Genomic DNA, 22653 nt, shown 5'->3' with positions numbered 1-22653 from the left:
TCGGCCCCCAGTGCCGCTTCCTACTTGCCGATTGCAGCAGCGATGGTTTCCCCGGCCGCGCGCATGGTGCTTTCCGGCTCAGCGCCGCCAACGATCGCCGCGAAGGCCTGGCCAAGGGGGGCGAAGACGGCAGCCATTTCAGGGATGGCCGGCATTGGCTGGGCGGACTCCGCTGCCGAGGCAAACGTCTCAATAGCAGGGTTCTGGCCGGCGATCTTCTCCCGGACGGACGTCATCGTGGGCGGCAGTTTCGCTCCTTCAAACATCTGCGCCATACCCTCTTCGGTATTCATGGCGTTCTCCACGAACTCATGGGCGAAGGCTTCGTTCTTCCCGTTCGACGCCACAAAGAAGCCCTGGACACCTGCGAAGGGCTGGGCAGCGGCCTGCCCCGCGAAGCCGGGTATGGGCGTTACTTCGAAGGGGATTCCCGCCTTCTCCACCTGGTTAAGGGCCCAGGGGCCGGCCACGAGGTAGGGCGCCTTGCCTTCAGCGAACAAAGAGATCGAGTTGTCCACGCTGATGGAGCGTTTCAGGACGCCGGTTCCCGATTCCCCCAGTTCGTGGATCTTCCGGGCAGCGGCCACGGAACCTTCACCTCCGACGCCCAGGTCAGATGGGTTCGGGTCGCCCTGGGCTGTTGCACCGAAGAGGTAGCCGCCCATCGAGGTGTACAGGGGCTGCATATGGTAGGCATCGCCGCTGTTCCCCTGCGGCAGGCTGAAAGGAACTTCCGCCTTCTGGGCGGCAACCGCCTCCTGTCCCTTGGCGAAGGCATCCTCCAGAGTCGCGGGGGCCTCAGGGGCGATGCTTGTATTGCGGAAGAGACCAAGAGTTTCGATCCCGTACGGCAGCGCGTACACCGATTCGTTGTAGGTCACGGCCTTGACCGCAGTCTCGGTGTAGCCCTTGAGCTGGTCCGGTGCTAGCTGCAGTGGATCGATGGCGCCGTTCTGCACGAGGTTACCGATCATGTCGTGTGCGCCGGTGAACACATCGGGCCCGTTTCCTGCAGCGTTTGCTGTCACCAGGGCAGTCTGGAACTCACCCGACACCACCTGGACGGCGACGCTGATGCCGTTGTCGGCCGCAAAATCTTCCGCAAACGCGCGTACCGGATCGGCTTTCAAATTGTCGGTCCAGATCACCAGGTCGGCGTCTGCCCGTTCTGGGGCTGCGGTGGACCCCGCCGCAGCCGGTGAGGATGTGGCCGGCTGGTTTGCCTCAGTAGCGTTTCCACACCCGGTAAGCAGCAGCATCGCGGTGGCGGTGACCGCGAGAGCGCCCTGAATCCTACTCATCTGTTTCTCCTTTGAAAGAGGAATGCGCCTCACCTGCCTCAGCAAGGCGGGCCGCGTGACCTGTGTCACGAATTAGTGTAAACGTTTCCATTTATGGTGTCTAGCGGCAGTTCCAAGAGCTCTCAAATCCACCTAGGGCCGCGCGTAACCTTGCAAAAGCAGGGAAGTGCACAAATAGAAACGTTTACGCTATTCTTAGCGAATGAGTTCTAGTCCGCTGGGGTACAGGCGCATTTGGAGCCATTGACGGCCGTGCTGCCTTCCGCGGATGGGCAGTTTTTCCACTACCGTGAACAGACGAGGAGTCACAGCGGCTGCTCCCTGCGCCGTACAGGTGCGGCTCCAAGGTGAGGAAAGATGACCGTGACAGGCATAAAGGAGGTTGCTGCCCGCGCCGGCGTCTCCGTGGGTACCGCATCCCGCGCACTCAGTGGCAACGGCTCGGTGGCGGCCACTACGCGGGCCCGGGTGCTGGCCGCGGCCAAGGAGCTGAACTTTGTTCGTTCCTATAACGCCGCGAGCCTGGTCACGGGCCGCAGCCGCATCATCGGCGTCATAGTGCCGTCGGTTGACCGCTGGTACTTCGCCAAAGTGGTGGCAGGAATCGCCGAGGAACTCATTACGGTCGGCTACGATCTGGCGCTTTACAACATTTTTGGCGACCGGGACCATCAGGACGCGGTGCTCGGAGATTTCCTCATGAGGCAGCGCCTGGACGCGGTGCTGCCCGTCTCGCTTGAGCTGACAACAGAAGAATTGACGCGCATGCTTTCACTACGCCGCCCGGTGGTGGGCATCGGCGGACCTATGCCGGGCGTCCCCACGATCGGGATCGACCATTTCGCCGCGGCTTCCCTCGCCACCGGGCATCTTCTAAGCCTTGGCCACCAAAAAATCGCCCATGTGAGCGGCGGAACCGACCCCTACCGGGATTTCAAACTTTCCGACCAGCGTCAGGCCGGCTTCGAACACGAGATGGAAAAAGCCGGAGCGCCCATCAGGCCGGAGTGGATCATAGCGTCGGACTTCACCGTGCAGGATGCCTACAAAAAAGCCCGGACGCTTCTTGCCATGCCAGAACGCCCCACCGCTGTCTTTGCCGCCTCCGACGAGATGGCCATCGGCGTGATGCTTGCTGCGCGGGACCTTGGCCTCCAGGTGCCGCACGACCTGTCCGTGGTGGGCATCGACGGACATGAGCTCGGCGAGACTTTCGGGCTGACCACCATCCAGCAATTTCCCCGCAAGCAAGGACAACTGGCGGCACGGCGGCTCCTGCAGAAGTTGTCCGAGACGGCCGCGCCTTCCAATGGCGCAGTTGAAAGCAGCCCAGTCGCTGGTCCCGGCATTCAAGAGTCCCCACCCCTGGATAACCTTCACGAACTCATCAGTACCGAGTTTCTGGTCCGGAGCAGCACAGCCGTTCCACGCTCCAGCGCCCGGGTCCCCGGACGCACATAAGATCGGGACAGGAGGCGGCGGACTCCCGCACCGGGGCACCCAGCCAGCGGTCGCCGTCGTAATTCACGACGGCGGCCAGCTGGCAGGGTGCCGCACTCCCCTATTGTCCCGGGCGCCTGCACAAAATAGTGGGGGAAAAAGATGAGTGAACATCGTCTGGCGGAAGCAGGACAGGGACAGCCTGAAGATCCGGTCGCTCCATGAGGTGCTGTGGACTAAGAAACTGAACTCCGGCGTTCTTTTCGCCCCGACCATGCCGCCGAATCGTGGGGACGGCTGGCCTCAATGTCTAGGCCCTGGCCGAACGTCGGCGGCGCTCGGCGGGCACCTTCGACCTGGAGCGCCCGGAGATCCTGGTGGACAGCGGGCCCTATGCGATCACCCGCAATCCCATGTACGTAGGCTGGTGGCTCATTCAACTCGGCGCAGGCTCCTTGGCCGGCTCCTCCTGGGCCCTCGCGGGTGCTGCCGGCCGAGCTGCTGGGTTCCTTTGGCTGGAACTCACGCGCCGCCGTCGTACTCCTCCGCAGGCGCCATAGGAAACCCACAGGTCCGCGGCCTAACATGGCCCACATGAAATCTGCCCGGGACGCCCGCTCTGCCGCCGTCGTGATCAACGCCGGATCACGCCGAGGGGCGGCACCCGAACTTGCCGTGGACACGATGCGCAAGGCAGGCGTGCCGATCTCCGACGTGCACCACGTGCTGTCCGGGGCAGACCTGGCCGGGACGCTTGACCGGGTGCTGGCGGACGGGCACGACCTGGTGGTTGTCGGCGGCGGCGATGGGACGGTGTCCTACGCCGCCGGTCGCGTTGCCGGCACCAACGTTGTGCTCGGCGTTCTTCCGCTGGGCACCGCCAACGACTTCGCCCGCACGCTGGAGATACCGAGCAATCTTTCGGAGGCGTGCGCCACCGTCGCTGACGGGAAGGTGGTGGACATCGACCTCGGCCGGGCCAACGGTGAGCCATTCCTCAACGTCGCGTCCGTGGGCCTCTCGGTGGCTGTTACCGAGGCTCTGAGCCCACGCCTGAAGCGGTACATCGGGCCATTGGCGTACAGCATCGCCACGTTAACGGCTTATGCCCGGCGCAAGCCGTTCCGGGCCCGCCTCGAGTTCCCGGAAGGGGACCACGAACCGCTGGAACTGGACAACCTGCTTCAGGTGGCCGTCGGCAATGGCCGGCACTACGGCGGCGGCAACACGGTCTCCCCCACTGCAGGGATAGACGACCACACCCTGGACATCTACGCCATCCTGGCGGGGCCGCTCAGGGAGCACGTGAGCATCGCACGGCTGCTCAAGGACGGCAGCTTCATCGAACACGACAAGGTGTACCACCTGACCAGCCGGAGTGTCCGGCTGGTCACTGAGCAGCCGCTGCCGGTGAACCTCGACGGCGAAATCGCGACCGCCACGCCCGCGGACTTCACCGTCCAGCGCAACGCCGTCCACGTCGTCGTACCCCAGAGCAGCACCAGCGCGTTGTTCGACGGACCGGGCGCCGCGAACTGGCCGCCGTCGTGATTCCCGACGGCGGAAGGTTGTGACTATCGGGGAACAAGCCGCCACAGGGACGTGACCTCGGCCGTGCGCGCCTCGAAGAGAGGATCGTCGCGGTCCGATGCCTTCGGATGCGTTGGCTTGGTGTCGAGCCGTTCCACCACCTTCAGCCCGGCCGCCTCGATGGCGGCCAGCAGATCCTCACGCGACCGCAGGCCAAGGTGCTCGGCCAGGTCGGAGAGGACCAGCCAGCCCTCACCGCCCGGCTCCAGATGGTCGGTGAGTTCGTTCAGGAAGCGGAACAGCATTCTGCTTCCGGGGTCGTAGACGGCGCTGTCCAGGCTGGAATGCGGGGTGGCCGGAATCCAGGGCGGGTTGCACACGATGAGGGATGCCCGCCCGGGCGGGAACATGTCGGTCAGGACGGCCTCAGCACGGTCCTGGACACCGAGGTTCCGGAAATTCTCAGCGGCGCAGGCGATGGCACGCGGTTCATTGTCCGTCGCCACCACGCGGTGGACGCCACGGCGCGCGAGAACGGCGGCCAGCACCCCGGTGCCGGTTCCGACGTCGAAGGCCAGCGTCTCAGAGGGCAGCGCAGCGGCGGCCACGAGGTCCACATACTCACTCCGGGTGGGGAAGAACGTGCCGTAGTGCGGGTGGATGCGGTCCTGCAGGGCATCGACGTACACTCCGTTCCGTCGCCACTCGTGGGCGCCAATGGCCCCGACAAGCTCATGCAGGGACACAACGGAGGATTCGCCGATGTCACCGTACGCTTCAGTGGCGGCCTGCCGGATGTCCGGTGCGCGGCGCAGCGGCACCACCGGGCCCGGATCAAGAGGAATCAGCAGCAGGCCGAGAACGCGTGCGCGGTGCGAGCGGGACTGGCGGTGCCGATAGAACTGATCGGCCGGCGTTCCTGCGGTCCTCTTTCCGGCGCCGACCCGGCGGTCCAGGGCGTTGAGGATCTGCCGTGCGTTGTGGAAGTCACCGTGCCAGAGCATCGCGATCCCCTGTGACGCCATCCGGTTCGCATCATCGGCCGTGAGGGAGTCGGAGACCACTTCGACGCGCGTCGGCGCCGGTCTGCCGTTCGCTGAACGCCACCGCGCGGTCATGCTCTCACCAGACTCAACCCAGGTCACGACGGCGGGATCATCCACCGCAGGTGTGCGCGAGAGTTTGGGGACCGGCGTCGGGATTCCCGCGGGAGCTGGCGTGTCGGTAGTGATAAAGATCCATTCCAAGCGTCAGAGGAGCCGATCGGCGACTGACGATTGCGGCGGTGATCCACGACGTGGAAGGCGACGGCCCAAGATTCCGGACCGTCATCCGGCCGCGAACCGAGCGTGGTTGATGGCCGCTGTAGCCATTCAACCTGCATTCTCAGGATACAGGTGCGCCGTGGCCGCTATCCGACGCTGCAGAGATCTGCCGCTTGACCTGCTCAAGCTCATCTTTGAGCAGGTCAACGGTGGCACGGTATTTTTCGAAGTTCGCCGCCCGGCGCCTGGCCATGGCAAAACTGATCACTGCGGCGAGAACGGCGAGCGGGAACGAGAGCAGCAGGGCCCAGCCGGACACGGCAAGGAAGTCCAGGGCCACGGGAAGAGCCTGCTTGAATGCCAGGAAATCGTTCACCCCACCGACCATTCCCTGCAGGGCGGAGTCCAGGGGGCCAAAGTACTGCCCCACGATAGGCGTCTCGGAAAACGACGGAGCGCTCAACGGCGGTTCTCCTCCCGCCGACCAGCGCGAATCACGGAAAGTGTTCAGGACGTAGATCCCTGCACCCGCGTTGAGGGCCGCGAAGAGCAGAACGGCTCCAAGCGCAGTCCAATGGAGCCTGCGCCAACGCCAAAGGCCGGCCACAAGTGCGAAGACTATGGCCGCAGCCCAGGAAAAGTTGCGGAGTTCGTCGCGGCTCAGGCCGCCCAGCAGATCCAAGGTATTCCCCACCCTTTGCAGTTGATGCTTGTTCCGGTCCCAAGCAATGCCTGTTCAGGTCCCAAGGGAGCCTATCCCAGTCACCCCGGGCATGCGTCGCCCGTGGAACGCAGTGGCGACGTCTCGCACTAGGTGACGTGCCGTCGTCGTACGCAATGCCATACTGACGCCATGGCTACAGGAATGACCCGGGCTGGAGCGGCGCTGCGGTTCGGTGCCGTGGCCATCCTGTTGGTCGCAGCCCATCTGGCCGGTTTGTGGTTCCACTCTGCCGGCGTTTATCGGGGCGACGCGAACGTCCCTCTCTTTCGGTTCCCGCAGGACGTGGACTTCTTCTATGTCCTGACCTTCCCCCCCCCACCATCATCGGTCTTAAATACCTGGCCTACGACTTTGCGGTAAGGGCCTTCACCAAGACCTACAGAACCCGTGCGCTGCGAATCTGCTTCTTCGCAGGCTATGTAGCCGCATTGGCCATAGACGTAGCCTGCTTATTCGCTGCGTCAAAACCGGTCGCCGATGCAGGCTTGGCTATCCTTGGCGCGATTGTGCAGAGTCCACTGGTGCTGTTCGCAGCTGGTGGCGCCATAGCGGCGACAGTCCTGCTGAAAGACAAGCCCCCGCAAACCGGACCGCACCTTCCTCCAGGATCACAGGCGTAAATTTCCGACGATCACGACGGCTGCCCCTGTGCAGGCCCAGTACCACAAATTCGCCAATACGGTGTCCGAGGCTGCCCGGGGGATGACCAAATGGACTAGCAACGATACTTTGTGCGACACTTCACAGGTTTTGGTGTGGTGTACGCCACTATGTCCATCCGACCACGCGCGGCACCAACCGCATCACCCACGCTCTTCCATGGAGGGAACCCACACCTATGAGCGATGTCTTATCAGCCATCAATGACGTGATCTGGAGCGACTGGCTTGTCTATCTCTGCCTCGCCACCGGCGTCTACTTCTCCATCCGTTCGCGCTTCCTGCAGGTGCGGCACGTCAAGGGAATGATCGAGCAGCTGTTCAGGGGCGAAAAGTCCGCCTCCGGCGTCTCCTCGTTCCAGGCCCTGGCCATGTCCCTGTCCGGCCGCGTCGGCACCGGCAACGTCGCCGGCGTCGCCACCGCGATCGCCTTCGGCGGACCGGGCGCCCTCTTCTGGATGTGGACCGTCGCCTTCCTGGGCGCGTCCACGTCCTTCGTCGAGTCCACCCTCGGCCAGATGTACAAGACTCGCGACCCGCTGACCGGCGAGTACCGCGGCGGCCCGGCCTACTACTTCTCCCGCGCGTTCGCCCACACCAAGGGCGCCGGCTTCTTCAAGGTCTACGGCTACGTCTTCGCCGCCGTGACCGTCCTGGCCTGCGGCGTCCTGATGCCGGGCGTTCAGACCAACTCCATGGCCACCGCGATCAGCGGCGCCTGGACCATCCCGTCCTGGGCCGTGGCCGTCGGCTCGGTCATCCTCCTGGCCCTCGTGGTCATGGGCGGCGTGAAGCGCATCGCCAGCGTTGCGGCGTTCGTGGTGCCGTTCATGGCCGTCGGCTACATCATCCTAGCCCTCATCGTCGTCGTCATCAACGCCGCCCAGCTCCCGGAAATCCTCTCACTGGTGTTCCGCAGCGCCTTCGGCATGGACTCGGCCCTCGGCGCCATCATCGGCCTTGCCGTGATGTGGGGCGTCAAGCGCGGCGTCTACTCGAACGAGGCCGGCCAGGGAACCGGCCCGCACGCCGCGGCCGCCGCCGAGGTGTCGCACCCGGCCAAGCAGGGCCTGGTCCAGGCCTTCGCGGTGTACATTGACACGCTGTTCGTCTGCTCGGCCACCGGCTTCCTGATCCTCTCCACCGGCGCCTACCGCGTCTTCTCCGGCGGCAGCGAAGACGGCGAGGTCCTCGCCGAGGGCGGCCTGCTTTCGGCCACGGCCACCGTGGGGCCCCAGTACGTGCAGACCGGGTTCGACTCCGTCTTCCCCGGCGTCGGCGCAGCGTTCATCGCCATCACACTGGTCTTCTTCTGCCTGACCACCGTCATCGCCTACTACTACATGGCCGAAACCAACCTGCGGTTCTTGCTGGGCAACTCCTCAAGCAGGATGATTCCGGGGCTCCGCACCAGCCGCGGCCGCGCGTCCACCGTCGCCCTGCAGGTGGCCATCCTCGTCGCCGCCGCGTACGGCTGCGTGAACACGGCCGCTGACGCGTGGGTGATGGGCGATATCGGCGTCGGGCTCATGGCGTGGCTGAACATCGTGGGCATCCTGGTGCTGCAGAAGCCGGCTTTCAAGGCGCTCAAGGACTTTGAGCGCCAGCAGAAGCTCGGCCTCGACCCGGTCTTCGACCCCCGGCCCCTCGGAATCACCGGGGCCACCTTCTGGGAGTCCTACAAGTCGGCCGATGCCGACCGCGAGAAGGAATCCGCGCGAGTCTAGTGCGCAGTGCACCGTGCGCCGCGTCGTTCACTCGGCGCACGGTGCCGCGCCGGCCCCTGCGTCATCAACTCACACCGATTCCGGGAGCCAACCCTCACTGTGATAATCCGGTAGGTATGTCTTCCTTATCCGAATCTTCGACGACGGCATCAGCCGCCGAAGAACGCAGCGCCCGCATCGCCGTCACGCTTTTCCCCCTCCTGATCCTGGCCGGAGGAGCCGTAGCGCTTGCCGCCCCCACGGCCTTCACCGGGCTGGCCCCCTGGATCAACCCCCTCCTGGGACTCATCATGTTCGGCATGGGGCTGACACTCACGCCCCCTGACTTCACCGTCATTGCCAAGCGACCTATCCCGGTGGTGATCGGAGTCATTGCCCAGTACGCCATCATGCCGTTCCTGGGCTGGCTGGTCGCGGCTGCGCTGGGGCTGCCTCCCGCACTGGCCGCTGGCGTCATCCTGGTGGGCTGCTGCCCCGGCGGAACAGCTTCCAACGTGGTGTCCTACCTGGCCAAGGGCGACGTTGCCTTGTCCGTGGCCATGACCACCGTTTCGACACTGATTGCGCCGCTGCTGACCCCTGTGCTGGCCTTGTGGCTGGCCGGCCAGTACATGCCCGTGGATGCCGGTTCGATGGCGTGGTCCATCGTCCAGATTGTGCTGTTCCCTGTGCTGCTGGGACTTGTCATCCGGCTCTTCCTGCCGGGCCTGGTCAACAAGGCATTGCCTGCCCTTCCCTGGATTTCGGTCCTCGCCATCACCCTTGTGGTGGTTGCAGTGGTTGCCGGAAGCGCCAAGGCCATCTTCGCCGCCGGACTGCTGGTTCTCGTGGCCGTTATCCTGCACAACGGCCTGGGCTATGCCCTCGGCTACGGTGCTGCGCGTTTGTTCCGGCTGCCGGTTCCGTCCCGGCGCACCACCGCGATCGAGGTGGGCATGCAGAACTCGGGCCTTGCAGCAGGGCTGGCGCGGCAGTACCTGACTCCCGAAGCGGCCCTGCCCGGCGCCATCTTCTCCGTCTGGCACAACGTGTCCGGCGCGGTCCTGGCCGCCTACTGGCGCCGCCGCAGCACTCCTGCTGTACGCGACGGCGAGCCGGTTACGGCGGCTGCAAACTAACCCTTGTAGGCATCCGCCAGGACATGCATTGTGCCCCACCCGGCCACGCCGTACCGTAAAGGAACGGTCAGCCTAAGCAGGTGCAGGAATGCGGACAGTGTGGTGGACGTCGCGCTGCTCATTGCTGTGCTTCCTCCTTGCAAGCATCCTCGGCGGTGCCACTCCCCCGGCAGCGGCCTCAGCCGGGACAACGGCCACGGAACCCCCGAATCCGGAGCGTACTTACGCAGCGGTGGACTCCTTCCTGCGGGAACAAATCGATGTCCTCGGGGTTCCCGGCGCTGCCGTCGCCGTCGTCCGCGACCGACGCCAGGTGCACTCGGCCGCTTTTGGCCGGGCCGATGAGTCCGGGCGGGCGATGACCGCCCGGACGCCCGTCCTGCTGGCCTCAACCACCAAATCACTCACGTCCATCGCCGTGATGCAGCAGGTTGAGGCCGGCAGACTGCGGCTGGATGAACCGGTGCAGACCTACCTGCCCTGGTTCACGCTGAAAGACAGCCGGTCGTCGGCCATCACGGTCAGGCACCTGCTCCACCAGGCCAGCGGCATGGCTTCGAAGGACACGGCATTCGAAGCCTCCGAAGCCCAGGACGTGGCGGCACTCGAAGAAGGGGTGCGGGCCCTGTCGGAGTCCCCGCTTGCCGGCACCCCGGGTGAAGCATTCGGCTATGCCAGTGCCAACTACAACACCCTGGGCCTCCTGGTGCAGACGGTCTCCGGCCAGCCGTTCGCGGACTACATGCAACAGCACGTCTTCGGGCCGCTCGACATGGCGAACAGCCATCCGACCCGGGCTGCTGCCCGCGCAGACAACGCCGCCGACGGCTACTCGCGGTGGTTCGGCGCGTTCTGGCGCCAGACCGACGGGCCCGCACCCACCACCGGAATGCCGTCCTCCACGATGTACTCGTCAGCCCAGGACCTGGGCCACGAACTGATGGCACTGCTCGACGGCGGCCGGTACGGTGGCGCCCGGATCCTCCGGTCCGACAGCGTTGAGGCGATGTTCGAGTCACGCGTCCAGGTGGACGGATCCAAGCGCTACGCCATGGGCTGGTTCACCCGGCCGCTTGTGGAGTCCGCCGATCCGGCAGCACCGCCCGTCCACGAGGGAACGCTGCCTCTTCTCCTGGAGCATCAGGGCGAGTGGGGCAACAGCCACACCTACCTGGCCATGATTCCGTCCGCCCGGCTTGGCGTGGCCCTGGTCATCAACGGCAATGACACCGCTGCCCCCTCACGGCTGAAGGCAATCGACACCAACCTCCTGCGGATTCTCCACGGCCGGCCCCCGGTGCCTGCGGTGGTGCACGAGGACTGGCTGCAGCAGTACAGTTGGGCGGTGTCGCTCGCACTCCTGCTGGCGGAACTGCTGAGCCTGTGGCTGGCGCTCCGGTTCCTGCTAGCGCGAAGACATGCCCCTGCCGGAAAGCGGTGGACTCCCCTGGCCTGGGCCGCTGCGGCCCTCGCCCTCGACGGGTTTGCCCTGTGGCTATGCCTCGTTTACGCCCCCGCCCGGTTCGACACCCACCTGTCCGTCATCGTCCGCCAGTTTCCCGACGTCGGCGTCTCGCTGGGCCCGGCGCTCGCACTGGCCGTCCTGTGGCCGATCCCGCGGACGGTCTGGCTGCTTCTGACGATGAGGGCCGGGCCGGAAGCGAAACCGCCGGAGCTCCACCGGCCCCGTGTATAGACTGCTGGGTACGTGTCCCTCGACTATTTAGGAGAAGTTCATGACATACAGCGGAAGCCCGTCCGAGAAGCCGGTGGCAGCCGGTGACCTGGACCGCAGCCATATCGGTCAGACTGTGAGCTTTCAATCGAACGACTTCACGGTTGTCTTCGGAACACTCTCCGGCATTGCCCGGACGGAAGCCATGGTGTACCTGTCCCTTCAGGGAGTAGGCGGCGGCACCCACCTGAAGGACGAGTACGACGTGCCCGTGGGCCAGGACGTCTACGTTCAGCTGGATCCCCTGAGCACCGCCGGGAAGACCCTCGCGGAGGCGGAACGGGTCATCAAGGAGAAGTTCGACGAGATCAAGAAGAACCTCCGGGACCGGGAACAGAAACCCGATTCCGAGTAACCGGCCTCAGTCAACAAGGAACCCCGCAGTGCCCGTGAGCAGTTCACCGGCACTGCGGGGTTCCTCTTTTTGTCACTGTGGCCATGACGAGGCACCGGGGCGCCGCCCATAAGATGAGGCATGGACTTCGAGGACACGCTCTGGACGGTTTTGGGTGCCGGGCTGGTTCTGCTGATGCTCGTTGACGTCTTCCGCACGCTCCTTTATCCGCACGGATCCGGTCCTGTGGGCCGGGCGATCATGCGCGGATTCTGGCTGGTGTCGCGAAAACTGCGGGGCCGGGGCTCCTTCATCGCAGCACCTTTGGCCATGGCCGCGGTCATTGGCGCCTGGGCAGGCCTGGCGGCCGTCGGCTGGGCCCTGCTCTATCTGCCCCACCTGCCGGCCGGCTTTGTCCACGCCGCCGGCGTTCCGCAGCGGGGCGACTTCGCCGAAGCGCTTTACATCTCCCTCGTCACTCTCTCCACGGTGGGGTTCGGCGAAATCGTGCCCGGGCATCCGGTGCTCCGGCTGGTTGTGGCCCTCCAGGCCGTCACCGGTTTCGGGCTGCTGACAGCAACGGTCACCTGGATCCTGCAGACGTACCCGGCCCTGAACCGCCGCCGGGCCCTCGCCCACGAACTGAACCTGTTCCGGGAGGCCGCAGGTCCGGCGGGTGTCTCGTCACTGGACCCCAAGCATGCCGCCGGGCTGCTGGAGTCGATGGCCGGAAACGTGGCCTCAGTAAGCATCGACCTGCTGGCGTTTCACGAAACGTACTACTTCCGTGAAGTGGAGCAGCGCGGATCCCTGCCGGCCACGGTGGCCTACGCCCAGGAGTTGGCATCCCAGGCCCAGCGCAGCGAAAGCCCTGAACTCCAGTTCGCCGGCCGGATGCTCCACGCGGCCCTCGACGGACTCGCCGACGTCCTGCGCGGCAAATTCGGCCATTCAGGAACCACGTCCTCCGATGTGTTCGACAGCTACGAACTCCACCACAGGCACGTGCGGCGCGGGGACCCCGACGCACACTAACGCCGTTGCGCCATGACGTGCCCGGCGTACCCTGAGGCTATGGAATCCGACGTCCGGGATCTCAGGCTCCGCACCGGCATCAGGGTGCCCTGCCTCGTTCAGGGCGACGCCGACGCACCGCCGGTGCTGCTGCTGCACGCGTGGGCCGAATCCCGCGGAAGCTTCGACCGCCTCATACCGCTGCTGACCGGCTTCAGGGTTTATGCCCCCGACCTCCGAGGGCAGGGCGAGGCGGACAAACCGGAGGACGGCTACTCCCTGGCGGAGCAGGCCGAGGACGCCACGGCGATCCTGGATGCCCTCAACGTTCCCCGGGCGTTCGTCGTCGGCTCCTCCAGCGGCGGCTACGTGGCCCAACAACTGGCCGTTACCTCCCCGGAGCGGGTCGCGGCGCTGGTGCTTGCGGGCTCTCCCCTGAGCCTGCAGGGCCGGCCCGCATTCGCCGACGAAGTGGACGCCCTGACCGACCCGCTCGACGCGGACTGGGTACGGAAGTCGCTCACCTGGTTTCCCCTGCTTCATGAGGTTCCCGCATGGTTCATCGACGACCGTGTGCGCGACGGCCTCAGGATGCCCGCCCGCGCATGGAAAGCCATCCTCAACGGCCTGCTCGAAGCCACACCGCCCACCGAATCGGGAACCATCCGAGCCCCCACGCTGATCCTCTGGGGCGCCGAGGACACCCTGCTGCCGCGCGGCGACCAGGAAACCCTGGCCGCCCGGATCCCCGGCGCAATCCTGAAGGTCTACCCCGACGTGGCGCACGTGGTCCTGTGGGAGTGCCCGGACCGGGTGGCAGAGGATACGACGGCGTTCTTCCGTTCCGTTGTTGACGCCGGCAAGCCACGGGAGGCACCGTGACGGACCGCTCTGCACCCTCGCTGGCCGGCCGGTTGAAGAAGGCCTACGAAAACCTTCCGCTGCCGCTGCCCGTCGTGGCCGGGCTTGCCCTGGATGCCCTCCTCGCCCGGCGCCGTCCGCGGCCGCTCCCCGGCTCCCGTTCCCTGCACGGAGTTGCGGGGGCAGGACTGCTGCTCGCCGGCGTCGGCCTTAATATTTGGGCGCTCGCTGAACGGAGGCGCCACTCGGCGGGCCCCTTCGAACTGGAACGGCCGGAGGAACTGGTCACCAGCGGCCCTTACGCCATCAGCCGCCATCCCATGTATGTGGGCTGGTGGCTCATCCAGCTGGGAGCGGGGACCCTGGCCGGTTCCTCGTGGGTCCTCGCGACGCTGCCTGCTGAAATACTTGTGGAGCACCCCTTCGTCCTCGGTGAAGAGGCCAAACTGGCCGAACTCTTCGGACGGTCCTACCCCGATTACGCGGAAAGGGTCCCGCGCTACCTCGGGCTGCCGGTGCGGCACGGTCCGGGAGAGTACTCATAAACCGCCTGGCTCAGAGCGCGCCACATCTATCCAGTACCGCCGAAAATGCCGCCCGTTCGCGCCCATCCTCACGTCCTCGATCAGGCCGCCACAGCGCTCGATAGTCCTGGCGGACGCTGTGTTTGCATCATCGCAGGTCAGAAGAACGCGATCAGGCTCTCCCTGCGCAGCCAAACGGGCACACACTTCATGCAGGGCCCACGACGCCGCCCCGCGCCCACGATCGGACGGCCGGACCCCGTAGCCGATATGCCCGCCGGAGTTCAGGAGGGCCGGGGTGAGGTAGTGGCGGAAGGCAATCGCTCCCACATACCGGGAGCCCTCCGTGATCCAACGATAGGTGCAAGGAACAATGCCGTCCGTCCCGGGAGCCCGTTCAGCTTCGGCCAGCCTTCGGACCCAGGCAGCGAACCCCTCCTGGCTCGTGATGTCGTCGTCTGGCGAGAGCCCGGCACCGTCCTGGTGCGAGCCGCCCCACTCGCAGTGGGACTCGGCAAACGACGGGTAGAAGGACGCATCCGGGGCAACAAGTTCGAACATGCACACGACCCTACGTGTTGCCAGGGCGTTGGCCCGGTTCATTGACACCCGTCCGGGGCGGGAAAAGCCGTGGATACCTCCGGAAAAGAAGGTACCCACGGCTTTATTGCGCCTGAAACCTATTTATCGCACCCGATGCCGTCGCCGTCCCGATCGAGATGCTTGCCATAACCAGGCGTACCGGCATAAATCGGTGCGGCTCCGGCTGCACGCACCGCAGTGCAGTTGGCGTACTGGACAGAGGAGGGCGCCGGAACAACCGGCGCAGGTGCGGGCGCAGCGGGAACCTGAGCCGGAGCCTGCGGGACGGCCTGCTGCGCAGCCGCCTGTTCGGCGGCTGCCTTTGCGGCAGCAGCATCCGCTGCAGCCTTGTCCGACGCAGCCTTATCAGCCGCAACCTTGTCCGCCGCAGCCTTTTCTGCCGCCGCCTTCTCGGCTGCCGCCTGGTCCGCCGCGGCCTTCTCGGCTGCAATCTTTTCAAGGCTCTTGACGCCGAGCTTCACGGTTGACCCCTTGGCCGCCTGCGCACCTTCCGCGGGGTCCTGGGATGTCACCTGCCAATTCTTCTTTGAAATGATCGTCTTGCCGTCGACGGTGTCCACAGCCTCGACCTTGAGCCCGAGATCTTTCAGCTGATCCGTGGCCTTATCCAGGGTCAGGCCCAGCACGCCAGGAACCGTGACGGTTTCATCAACCGCTGCAACGGCGGTTGCGGTTTCTGTCGGCTGCACTGCCGATTTCTGGCCACCGCATCCCGTGAGCATGAGACCGGCAAGCACTACTAGTGTCAACGTCTTCTTCATTTTTCCCCCTTGGAAAGTTTGAATCTGTGGAGTGATGGAACTGGTCTAGCTTTCGCAGGCAACGCCGTCGCGGTCACGGTCCAGCGCCGGGCGGTAGCCGGCCGACCCGGCGTACAGCGGGGCGGCACCTGCAGCCTTGGCGGCGGCGCAGTTGGCGTAGTAGGCGGCGGCCGGTGCCGGCGCAACAGGAACCGGGACCGGAACTACAGGCGCAGGAGCGGCTGGAGCCGGGACCGGGACCACAACGGCCGGCGCGGGAGTGGGCGCCACCGGAACGGGCGCCACCACTGGTGCAGGCTCAGGCGCCGGCGAGGCAACCACCGGCGCTTTCTCATTCGTCGGCGCCAGCTGGCCGGCGCAGTCGCCCAGGATCCTGGCCATCGCATCGTGCTCCGCCTGGGTGACCCACAGGCTGTACGTTGCCTTCACCGAAATCTGGCGGGCGACGTATTCGCACCGGAAGCCCTTGTTCGGCGGCAGCCAGGTGGCCGCGTCGCCGTCGCCCTTTTTCATGTTCGTGGGACCGTCCGTCGACTGGAGGTTCAGCGGATCGTTGGCGAAGGCCGTCCGCTGTTCCGTGGTCAGCTGCTGGGCGCCCTTCTGCCAGGCGTCGCTGAGCGCCACGACGTGGTCAATCTGCACGGCACTGCTTGTTGCTGATCCGCGCAGGAAGTTGATGGTGGTGCCCGTGTACGGGTCCGCCAGCGTGCCTGACTGCACCTTGCAGGGGACGCTGTTGGTGTACTTAATGCCTGTCAGGTCGCGCTTGAGGGTGTCGTTCCGGGTGTCGCAGCCGTTGCGGTCAACGTCGGCCCAGGCCTGCCCGAACAGTGCGCGGTCATAGCCGGTCTTGGGTGCCCTGCCCTTGATCGGGAGGGTGGCCAGCAGGTCGATCGCCTTGGTGGCGAAGGCGGGCTGCGTCTTCGGAGCCGTGACGCTGGCGCCCTGCGCCAGCAGGTAAGGGCTGTCCGGGTCCAGCGGGGCGCCCGTCTCCTGGACCGCTGGAGCGGACGACGACGTCGGCGTGGCTTTCGCTGTCTGGCTCGCCGTGGCGGTGGCCGGCGACGCCGTGCCCTCCGATGAAGCGGCCTGAACGTTCCAGTCAGTAGTCCGCGGAACCATGGAGGCACCTGCGATAAAGAGGGCGAAGGAAACGGCTAGTGCCGTGACGGTGGCGACGATGTACGTGGAAACGCGTGGCTTCTTCGGCCCCCTCGGGCCCGGTCCCGGGCCCGATGACGCTGGACCCAGAAGCGTTTCGTAGTTCGACATTGTTTTCCCCCATTGGAAAGGCCCGGCGATGAGCCGGGCCTTTTGCGAAGCCGAAATGTTGCTAATGAAAAGCCTATTTCTCCGGTAACTGGATAACCGCGAATCTGCGGAGATCTTCGGACAACCTTGACTGAGTCTTGATCGGACCTTGAGCGTGCGGAGCGGATTGCGTTCACCAGCCCGTCACATTTCCTCCATCGGCAGGCAGTCGCCCGTTTCCGCTAGGTGACCAGACTGGATGCCGCTCGTAAACGGGCATGACACCGATCTGGAGACCTACCGATGAACAACGCAAAGCTGCTGACCGTGGCCGCCATGTGCGCAGGATTGGCGCTGGGGACACCCCTTCCGGCGCAGGCTGCCGATACCAACCCGAAGGGCGCCGACAACCACTTTGACCTCCAGGCCCACCGCGGAGGACTGGGGCTGACGGTCGAGTCCACTCTTCCTGCGTTTGCCAAGGCGCTCGAAACGGGTGTGACCACTCTGGAACTCGACCTCCAGATCACCAAGGACGGCCGGGAAGTGGTCACCCACGACCGCAAGATCAGCGACAAGAAGTGCGCTGACACGGCTCCCGTCACGCCCGGGGACCCGCAGTTCCCCTACGCCGGCAAATACGTCAAGGACCTGACCTTCGAGCAGGTGCGCTCCCTCGATTGCGGAAGCCTCACCCTCCCCCAGTTCCCCGGGCAGCAGGCCGCCCCCGGCGAAAAGATGCCCACCCTCGCGGAAGTTTTCGCGCTGGTGGACTCCTACCGGGCCAGCCAGGTGAAGTTCAACATCGAAACGAAGGTGGAGGCAGGCGCCCCGGAGCAGACAGCTCCCCGTGAACAGTTCGTGGCCGTCGCGCTGAAGGAAATCAAGGCCGCCAAGATGCAGCACCGCGCCTCCATCCAGAGCTTCGACTGGGGCGCACTGCGGCTCGTCCAGGCGGCTGCCCCCCAGATCCGCACCGTCGCGCTGACAAACAAAGACTTCCTGCAGGTCGGCCAGCCCGGCAGTTCCCCGTGGCTTGGAGGCATCGACGCCGACGACTTTGGCGGCGACCTCGTAACCGCCGCTTCCCACCTGGGCTTCGACGCCGTCTCCCCGGTCCACGGAACACCCCAAAACGGAACCGTGGCGGACCCGGGATACGTTCCTTACGTCACGGCGGACATGGTCAACCGTGCCCACGACGCCGGGATGCAGGTCGTCCCGTGGACTGTCGACGACAAGGCGACCATGCGCGCCCTGATCTCCGCCGGCGTCGACGGCATCATCACGGATTATCCCGACCGCCTGCGTGAGGTCATGGCCGAGCACTCGATGAAGCTGCCGAAGCAGTACTCGCTGGAACCGGGCGCCGTCTAAAGAAACGCCCCGCACGCCAGTCCGTACCACCTGACTCTTGAAAGGCATCCCCATGAACCGCATTCGCACCCGCGGCGTCCTGACAGCCGCCGCTGCCGTCATCGCCCTCGCTGCAGGCAGCGGCATTGCCGCCCAGGCCGCGCCCCAGTCCAGTGACAGTGACCGCCGCGCCGCCGACACGGCACTGGCCGACAGCTTTAAGGCCGTGGACCGCTCCACCAACTGGGAGCTGACAGGCAAGCTGAAGCTCGACTTCCCCACCTTCCATCCCCAGGGCATCGCCTACACGGAGGATCACATCTTCCTGTCGTCCGTGGAGATCATTGAGCGCACCGTCAAATACCCGGCCCCGCGCGACGGGTACGACCGCACGGCCGGGAAGGGCGTCGGCCACCTGTTCGTCATGGACAAGGCCGGGAACCTGCAGAAGGACATCATCCTGGGCGAAGGCGACATGTACCACCCGGGCGGGCTGGACTTCGACGGAGAGAATGTCTGGGTGAGCGTGGCGCAGTACCGGCCCAACAGCAGCTCGATCATCTACCGCGTTGACGCCGCCACCCTCGAGGCGCACAAGCAGTTCGAGGCCCCGGACCACTTTGGCGGCATCGTCATGGACCGCCAGACCGGGCACCTGGTCGGAAACACCTGGGGCTCGCGGAGGTTTGCCGAATGGAACCTCAGCGGCAAACAGCTCAGCACCTGGCAGAACCCGAACCACTTCATCGACTACCAGGACTGCCAGTACGTGGCCGATTCGCAGGCCCTGTGCGCAGGCGTTGCCAACCTGCCCCAGAACCCGGCGGCAGGCGGCACGGCGGCCACCTACGAACTGGGCGGCATGGCCCTTCTCGACCTCACTAAGAAGACAACCCTGCATGACGTGCCGTTCCAGAAGTGGTCCACGGCAGGCCACGTGGCCACCCGGAACCCCTTCAAGCTCACGGCTGAGGGCAACCACCTGACCATGCACGTGGCGCCGGACGATGCCGAGGAAGGCAACGGCACGGAAATCCTCACCTACGAGGCGACGGTGACACCCGCACAGTAATCGCCTTGTGTCCCGGAGCGGGCGGCCGAACGTACACGTTCGGCCGCCCGCTCCGCTTTCAGGATCACTAGGGTTGTTCCTCGTTTACGGATCCTTGAAGATCCAAAGACCGCTATCCCGGTCGCTGGCGAGGATGTAGGTCATACCGTCCTCACCGATGAACGTCTCCACTCCCCAGAAGTCGTTTCCTCCAGAGTCGAGGTACCCGCCGACTTCCACGAGCTCACAGGTGGCGGTGTCGGCAGGGTTGCTGCACTGTATCTGGACCGCACGGAGGCCGCCGGAGTAGTACGACAGGTATGCCAGGGATGGATCCTGCGGGTCCACGGCTACTTCATGGACGCTCAGGTCACCGAAACCGAGGGCAAACGCCGGGTCGTGGGCTTCCGGGATGGCGTAGGTGTCCAGCTCCTCAAGGGTGTTGGCATCCAGCAGGTGGACGTAGCCCCAGCCATCAAAGACCGAGCCCACTTCAATGTCAGCGCCGACGGTCCCGATGGCCAGGTTTTCGGGGTAGGTCCACGGCGCATCCAACGGTGCCAGGTCGAAGAGCCGGTGGAAGGCCGCATGAGTGGTGCAGACGGCAACGATTTCGTCGACGAAGGCGCCCGAGCCGCAGAAGGGCTCGCCTGGGACAGCTTCGCCGCTGTGATGGTTGACAAAAACCACTGCGTCCCAGCCAGCCTGCGCTGCCTGGTGTGCCTTCTCGCCGGGGAAACAAGCTTCTTCCGTGGCACCGGGGTCACCGACGGGACCTCTCTGGAGCACAAGGGTGGTTTCCTCCCCGGGTTCCAAGGATTCGACGTATCCCGGGATGCTCGCTGGAGTGGGAATCGCTGCAGATTCCGGGCAGCCGTAGCCGCCATAGACCACGGGGCCGTTCAGGGTGAGGTCGTCCAGAATGGCCGGGGCCTGACCGCCGGAAACGATCACCGAGGGATAGGTGCCCTGATGGGCGCCGCTGGTGATGGTGAAATCATCGGTGCGGTAAGGCGCGAAGTCCTCGTCCGTACCGATGATGAACCGGTTGTCGGCCGTGAACTCCGCCTGATGCGCGTTGCCCTCCGGGGTAAGGGACACTCCCAGCGATTCAAGTAACTCGGGGTCAACGGCGGCGAACTCCGAGTCGCCAAGGACGTCGGCGTTGGCGGGATCATCGACATTCAGGAGAACGTAGCCACCGTCCCAGTAGGAGAGCAGCATGATGAATTGACCGTTAATTTCCTTAACCACCATGTCGTGCAGGAAGGAATCGGTAAGCCCCAGTTCGGGTTGCTGCACGTCGAAGTCGTTGAGATCGTATTCCGCGATAAGACGCGGCCGGTGGGGATTGGTGATGTCGAGAATGTCCACGTCTGTGAACTCTTCATTATCGGTGAGCACTATGTAGGCGTTGTCTCCTGCGTCCCACGCAAAGGCGCTGTGGATCTCGTTGGAATCACTGTTGCGCGGTTCGCGGTCGCCGAAATTCTCGGACAGTTTCTTTGGGTTCAGCGGGTCCGTAACGTCAAAGAGGGAAACCCCGCCTTTTCCGTTCTTGCCGCACGCTTCGTTGTTCACCACCAGGACTTCACCGCTGAAGTTTGCCGTGGTAATTTCCACCACCTGCAGGCCTTCACCCGGGCGGGTGTCCTGATGCGACGGGATGAACCCGACCTGTTTCGGTTCCGATCCCTCTGCGGGCGCGGCCTGGTCCACGCTGGTGATGTCAACGATGTAGACGCCGGCATCCGGGCTGGTTTGGCCGCCGGTTTCCGGCCCCGCACAGTCGGGCTCGCCCCAGTTGGCGAGAAAGGCTGTATTGCCGTCCGGCGAGACACTGACGTCTGCGATCAAATCGGGAGTGTCTGTCAGGCCGACGACATCCACGAGTTCAATCTTTCCGAACGCCCCGGTCCCGAGGAGATGCCCCTCGTCCATACCGTGCTGACCGTCCGGGTGCGCTGTCGCGCCGGTCAGCCCTAATGCTGATAGCGCCAAAGTACTTAATGCTGAAAATAAGACCAATCTGCTGCGTTGTGGCATGCTTCGCCTCCAGCTGAGTATTTTATTGGGCCCCCCAATGGCGCTCAGCCTAAACCTGCGTTTATCCAATGTCTAGGGAATTCCCAGCTTTCTTTAAGGGTCGTCGTGTATAGGCCTCGGGCCGTTAATTTACCCCCGCTAATTTGCTCCCGCGCGAACCATCCTGTGGGCCGGGCCCGCGACGGGGTGGGCGCCCTCAGCAATCGGCCCTTCCCTTGTAGGCGCTCGGTGAGAGCAGTACCATCCCTTCACCGAACACCTCCGTGGAAGTGGGCAACGATGCTCGATACCGCAGAAAACCCGGTGATCAACGCACGCCGCGACCTGGTCACCGAACTCCTGGGTGTTTGGCTGGTGCTGGCCGTCTTCCTGGACGGCTGGGCGCACCTGAACCTCCCCAGCCTGGAGACGTTCTTCACGCCGTGGCACGCGGCCCTCTACTCCGGAATGGTAGCGACGGCGTTATGGACGGCCGCCGTGGCCTGGCGAAACCGCAAACCCGGGCAGCCGCTCACGCGGGCCCTGCCGCCGGGCTATAGCGGGACCGTCGCGGGCGTTGTCCTCTTCGCCGTCGCCGGCGGCCTGGATATGCTGTGGCACGAACTCCTGGGCATCGAAGTCACGCTGGATGCCCTGGTCAGCCCCACCCACCTGTTGCTCGGCTTCAGCCTTTTCCTCATCCTGGGCACGGCGGTCCGAAGCGCCCGGGCAGCCGGCCGCGCCCGGAACTTCGAGTGGACCCCGGCGGCGCTGTTCGCCGTCGTCCTGATGACGGGACTGGGGGCGTTCTTCCTCATCTACTGCTCCGCCTTCCTCCGGCCCGGCCCGACGGCCCTCTTCACCCCGGTGCCGGTGGGAACCCCTGGCCGCCTGGAGGCTGAGATGCCGGTGGTCATCGCCCTGACCAGCTATCTGCTCACCACTGCGCTGATCATCGCGCCCTTCCTCTTTACGCTCTCCGCCGCCCGGCGACCCGCCCGCTGGATTGTCACCATGCTGGTGGCCGCTGCCGCCTGGCTGCCCGTGGCGATGATCGGCTTCCGCCCCACCGCAGTCGCCGGAGCTGCAGGAGCGACAGCGGCCGCCATCCTTGCGGACGTGCTGCTTGCCCGCCTGCCAAGTGTTTGGCTGGACCGGCGCCTGCCCGCGGTGACAGCCGGAATCGCGGCGCTCGTGTGGACGGGCCAGCTGGTGGCCTTCGCGGTGGCGGACGGAATCCGCTGGCCGGTGTCGCTCTGGCTGGGGGCGGTGGTACTCAGCGCGGCGGCCGCGGCAGGCCTGGCCCTGCTCAGTTCCTGGGGCACCGCCGGCGGCACACGTTATGCTGAACCCCTCGGCTGAAGACACCCGGCC

General features: G+C 65.3%; 21 protein-coding genes. 13 read left to right on the top strand and 8 right to left on the bottom strand.

All coding sequences use genetic code 11. The features are described 5' to 3' along the window. Positions 1-20: 20 nt before the first annotated feature. On the bottom strand, positions 21-1301 hold the full coding sequence (locus Q8Z05_RS12875; RefSeq protein ID WP_305940025.1) for a sugar ABC transporter substrate-binding protein: 1281 nt from the start codon (positions 1299-1301) through the stop codon (positions 21-23). Positions 1302-1664: 363 nt separating this feature from the next. On the opposite strand from Q8Z05_RS12875, the gene Q8Z05_RS12870 reads away from it, so the two are divergent. The 3 genes from Q8Z05_RS12870 (at position 1665) to Q8Z05_RS12860 (ending at position 4292) form a co-directional block, all read left to right on the top strand. After that, positions 1665-2762 (top strand): LacI family DNA-binding transcriptional regulator, encoded by a 1098-nt coding sequence (locus Q8Z05_RS12870; RefSeq protein WP_305940024.1) that lies wholly within the window; start codon positions 1665-1667, stop codon positions 2760-2762. Between the two features lie 392 nt (positions 2763-3154). Continuing rightward, positions 3155-3301 (top strand): hypothetical protein, encoded by a 147-nt coding sequence (locus tag Q8Z05_RS12865; protein ID WP_305943558.1) that lies wholly within the window; start codon positions 3155-3157, stop codon positions 3299-3301. Between the two features lie 34 nt (positions 3302-3335). Beyond that, the gene (locus tag Q8Z05_RS12860) at positions 3336-4292 is read left to right on the top strand and encodes a lipid kinase (RefSeq protein WP_305940023.1); all 957 of its coding nucleotides are present in this window, start codon (positions 3336-3338) and stop codon (positions 4290-4292) included. Between the two features lie 23 nt (positions 4293-4315). Here the strand turns inward: Q8Z05_RS12860 and Q8Z05_RS12855 are convergent, their stop codons facing one another. Together Q8Z05_RS12855 and Q8Z05_RS12850 are read right to left on the bottom strand one after the other, a co-directional pair. Further along, the gene (locus Q8Z05_RS12855; protein WP_371745977.1) at positions 4316-5389 is read right to left on the bottom strand and encodes a methyltransferase; all 1074 of its coding nucleotides are present in this window, start codon (positions 5387-5389) and stop codon (positions 4316-4318) included. Between the two features lie 268 nt (positions 5390-5657). Further along, positions 5658-6230: a hypothetical protein gene (locus Q8Z05_RS12850; protein WP_305940021.1), complete on the bottom strand. Its 573-nt coding sequence runs from the start codon at positions 6228-6230 to the stop codon at positions 5658-5660. Between the two features lie 868 nt (positions 6231-7098). Here Q8Z05_RS12850 and Q8Z05_RS12845 point away from each other — a divergent pair. Next, entirely contained in the window at positions 7099-8646 is a 1548-nt protein-coding gene (locus Q8Z05_RS12845) for an alanine/glycine:cation symporter family protein (protein ID WP_305940020.1), read from the top strand. A 116-nt stretch (positions 8647-8762) separates the two neighbouring features. Continuing rightward, the gene (locus Q8Z05_RS12840; RefSeq protein ID WP_305940019.1) at positions 8763-9764 is read left to right on the top strand and encodes a bile acid:sodium symporter family protein; all 1002 of its coding nucleotides are present in this window, start codon (positions 8763-8765) and stop codon (positions 9762-9764) included. Here the strand turns inward: Q8Z05_RS12840 and Q8Z05_RS12835 are convergent. Next, positions 9761-9886 carry a hypothetical protein gene (locus Q8Z05_RS12835; protein WP_305940018.1) on the bottom strand — a complete coding sequence of 42 codons (126 nt, stop codon included), beginning with the start codon at positions 9884-9886 and terminating at the stop codon, positions 9761-9763. The genes Q8Z05_RS12840 and Q8Z05_RS12835 overlap by 4 nt on opposite strands. Positions 9887-9996: 110 nt before the next feature. Here Q8Z05_RS12835 and Q8Z05_RS12830 point away from each other — a divergent pair, with 110 nt between their 5' ends. The 5 genes from Q8Z05_RS12830 (at position 9997) to Q8Z05_RS12810 (ending at position 14253) form a co-directional block, all read left to right on the top strand. Continuing rightward, positions 9997-11460: a serine hydrolase domain-containing protein gene (locus tag Q8Z05_RS12830; RefSeq protein ID WP_305940017.1), complete on the top strand. Its 1464-nt coding sequence runs from the start codon at positions 9997-9999 to the stop codon at positions 11458-11460. Between the two features lie 40 nt (positions 11461-11500). After that, complete coding sequence (locus Q8Z05_RS12825; RefSeq protein WP_305940016.1) at positions 11501-11854, top strand: hypothetical protein; 354 nt, start codon at positions 11501-11503, stop codon at positions 11852-11854. Positions 11855-11974: 120 nt separating this feature from the next. Next, on the top strand, positions 11975-12868 hold the full coding sequence (locus Q8Z05_RS12820; protein ID WP_305940015.1) for a potassium channel family protein: 894 nt from the start codon (positions 11975-11977) through the stop codon (positions 12866-12868). 39 nt (positions 12869-12907) lie between these two features. Beyond that, entirely contained in the window at positions 12908-13729 is an 822-nt protein-coding gene (locus tag Q8Z05_RS12815) for an alpha/beta fold hydrolase (protein ID WP_305940014.1), read from the top strand. After that, a complete protein-coding gene (locus tag Q8Z05_RS12810) occupies positions 13726-14253 on the top strand; it encodes a methyltransferase family protein (RefSeq protein ID WP_305940013.1) in 528 nt (175 codons plus the stop codon). The genes Q8Z05_RS12815 and Q8Z05_RS12810 overlap by 4 nt, the downstream gene beginning before the upstream one ends. On the opposite strand, the gene Q8Z05_RS12805 is transcribed toward Q8Z05_RS12810, so the two are convergent. The 3 genes from Q8Z05_RS12805 to Q8Z05_RS12795 form a co-directional block, all read right to left on the bottom strand. Next, a complete protein-coding gene (locus tag Q8Z05_RS12805) occupies positions 14248-14793 on the bottom strand; it encodes a GNAT family N-acetyltransferase (protein WP_305940012.1) in 546 nt (181 codons plus the stop codon). The two genes, Q8Z05_RS12810 and Q8Z05_RS12805, sit on opposite strands and share 6 nt — an antisense overlap. 119 nt (positions 14794-14912) lie before the next feature. Continuing rightward, complete coding sequence (locus Q8Z05_RS12800; protein WP_305940011.1) at positions 14913-15596, bottom strand: excalibur calcium-binding domain-containing protein; 684 nt, start codon at positions 15594-15596, stop codon at positions 14913-14915. Between the two features lie 45 nt (positions 15597-15641). Next, positions 15642-16868: a GmrSD restriction endonuclease domain-containing protein gene (locus Q8Z05_RS12795; RefSeq protein ID WP_305940010.1), complete on the bottom strand. Its 1227-nt coding sequence runs from the start codon at positions 16866-16868 to the stop codon at positions 15642-15644. A gap of 282 nt (positions 16869-17150) precedes the next feature. Between Q8Z05_RS12795 and Q8Z05_RS12790 the strand changes: the two genes are divergently transcribed. Further along, positions 17151-18224 (top strand): glycerophosphodiester phosphodiesterase, encoded by a 1074-nt coding sequence (locus Q8Z05_RS12790; RefSeq protein WP_305940009.1) that lies wholly within the window; start codon positions 17151-17153, stop codon positions 18222-18224. Positions 18225-18276: 52 nt separating this feature from the next. After that, the gene (locus tag Q8Z05_RS12785) at positions 18277-19275 is read left to right on the top strand and encodes a DUF6454 family protein (protein WP_305940008.1); all 999 of its coding nucleotides are present in this window, start codon (positions 18277-18279) and stop codon (positions 19273-19275) included. An 84-nt stretch (positions 19276-19359) separates the two neighbouring features. Here Q8Z05_RS12785 and Q8Z05_RS12780 read toward each other — a convergent pair whose 3' ends face one another. Continuing rightward, a complete protein-coding gene (locus Q8Z05_RS12780; RefSeq protein WP_305940007.1) occupies positions 19360-21195 on the bottom strand; it encodes a hypothetical protein in 1836 nt (611 codons plus the stop codon). A 384-nt stretch (positions 21196-21579) separates the two neighbouring features. Here Q8Z05_RS12780 and Q8Z05_RS12775 point away from each other — a divergent pair, with 384 nt between their 5' ends. Further along, positions 21580-22641 (top strand): hypothetical protein, encoded by a 1062-nt coding sequence (locus Q8Z05_RS12775; RefSeq protein ID WP_305940006.1) that lies wholly within the window; start codon positions 21580-21582, stop codon positions 22639-22641. The last annotated feature ends 12 nt before the right edge of the window (positions 22642-22653 follow it).

Origin of the sequence: Arthrobacter oryzae, assembly GCF_030718995.1 — a bacterium.
Classification (GTDB): domain Bacteria; phylum Actinomycetota; class Actinomycetes; order Actinomycetales; family Micrococcaceae; genus Arthrobacter; species Arthrobacter oryzae_C.
The sequence above is the reverse complement of the archived record's forward strand: the minus strand, read 5'-3'. Positions and strand labels throughout refer to the sequence as shown.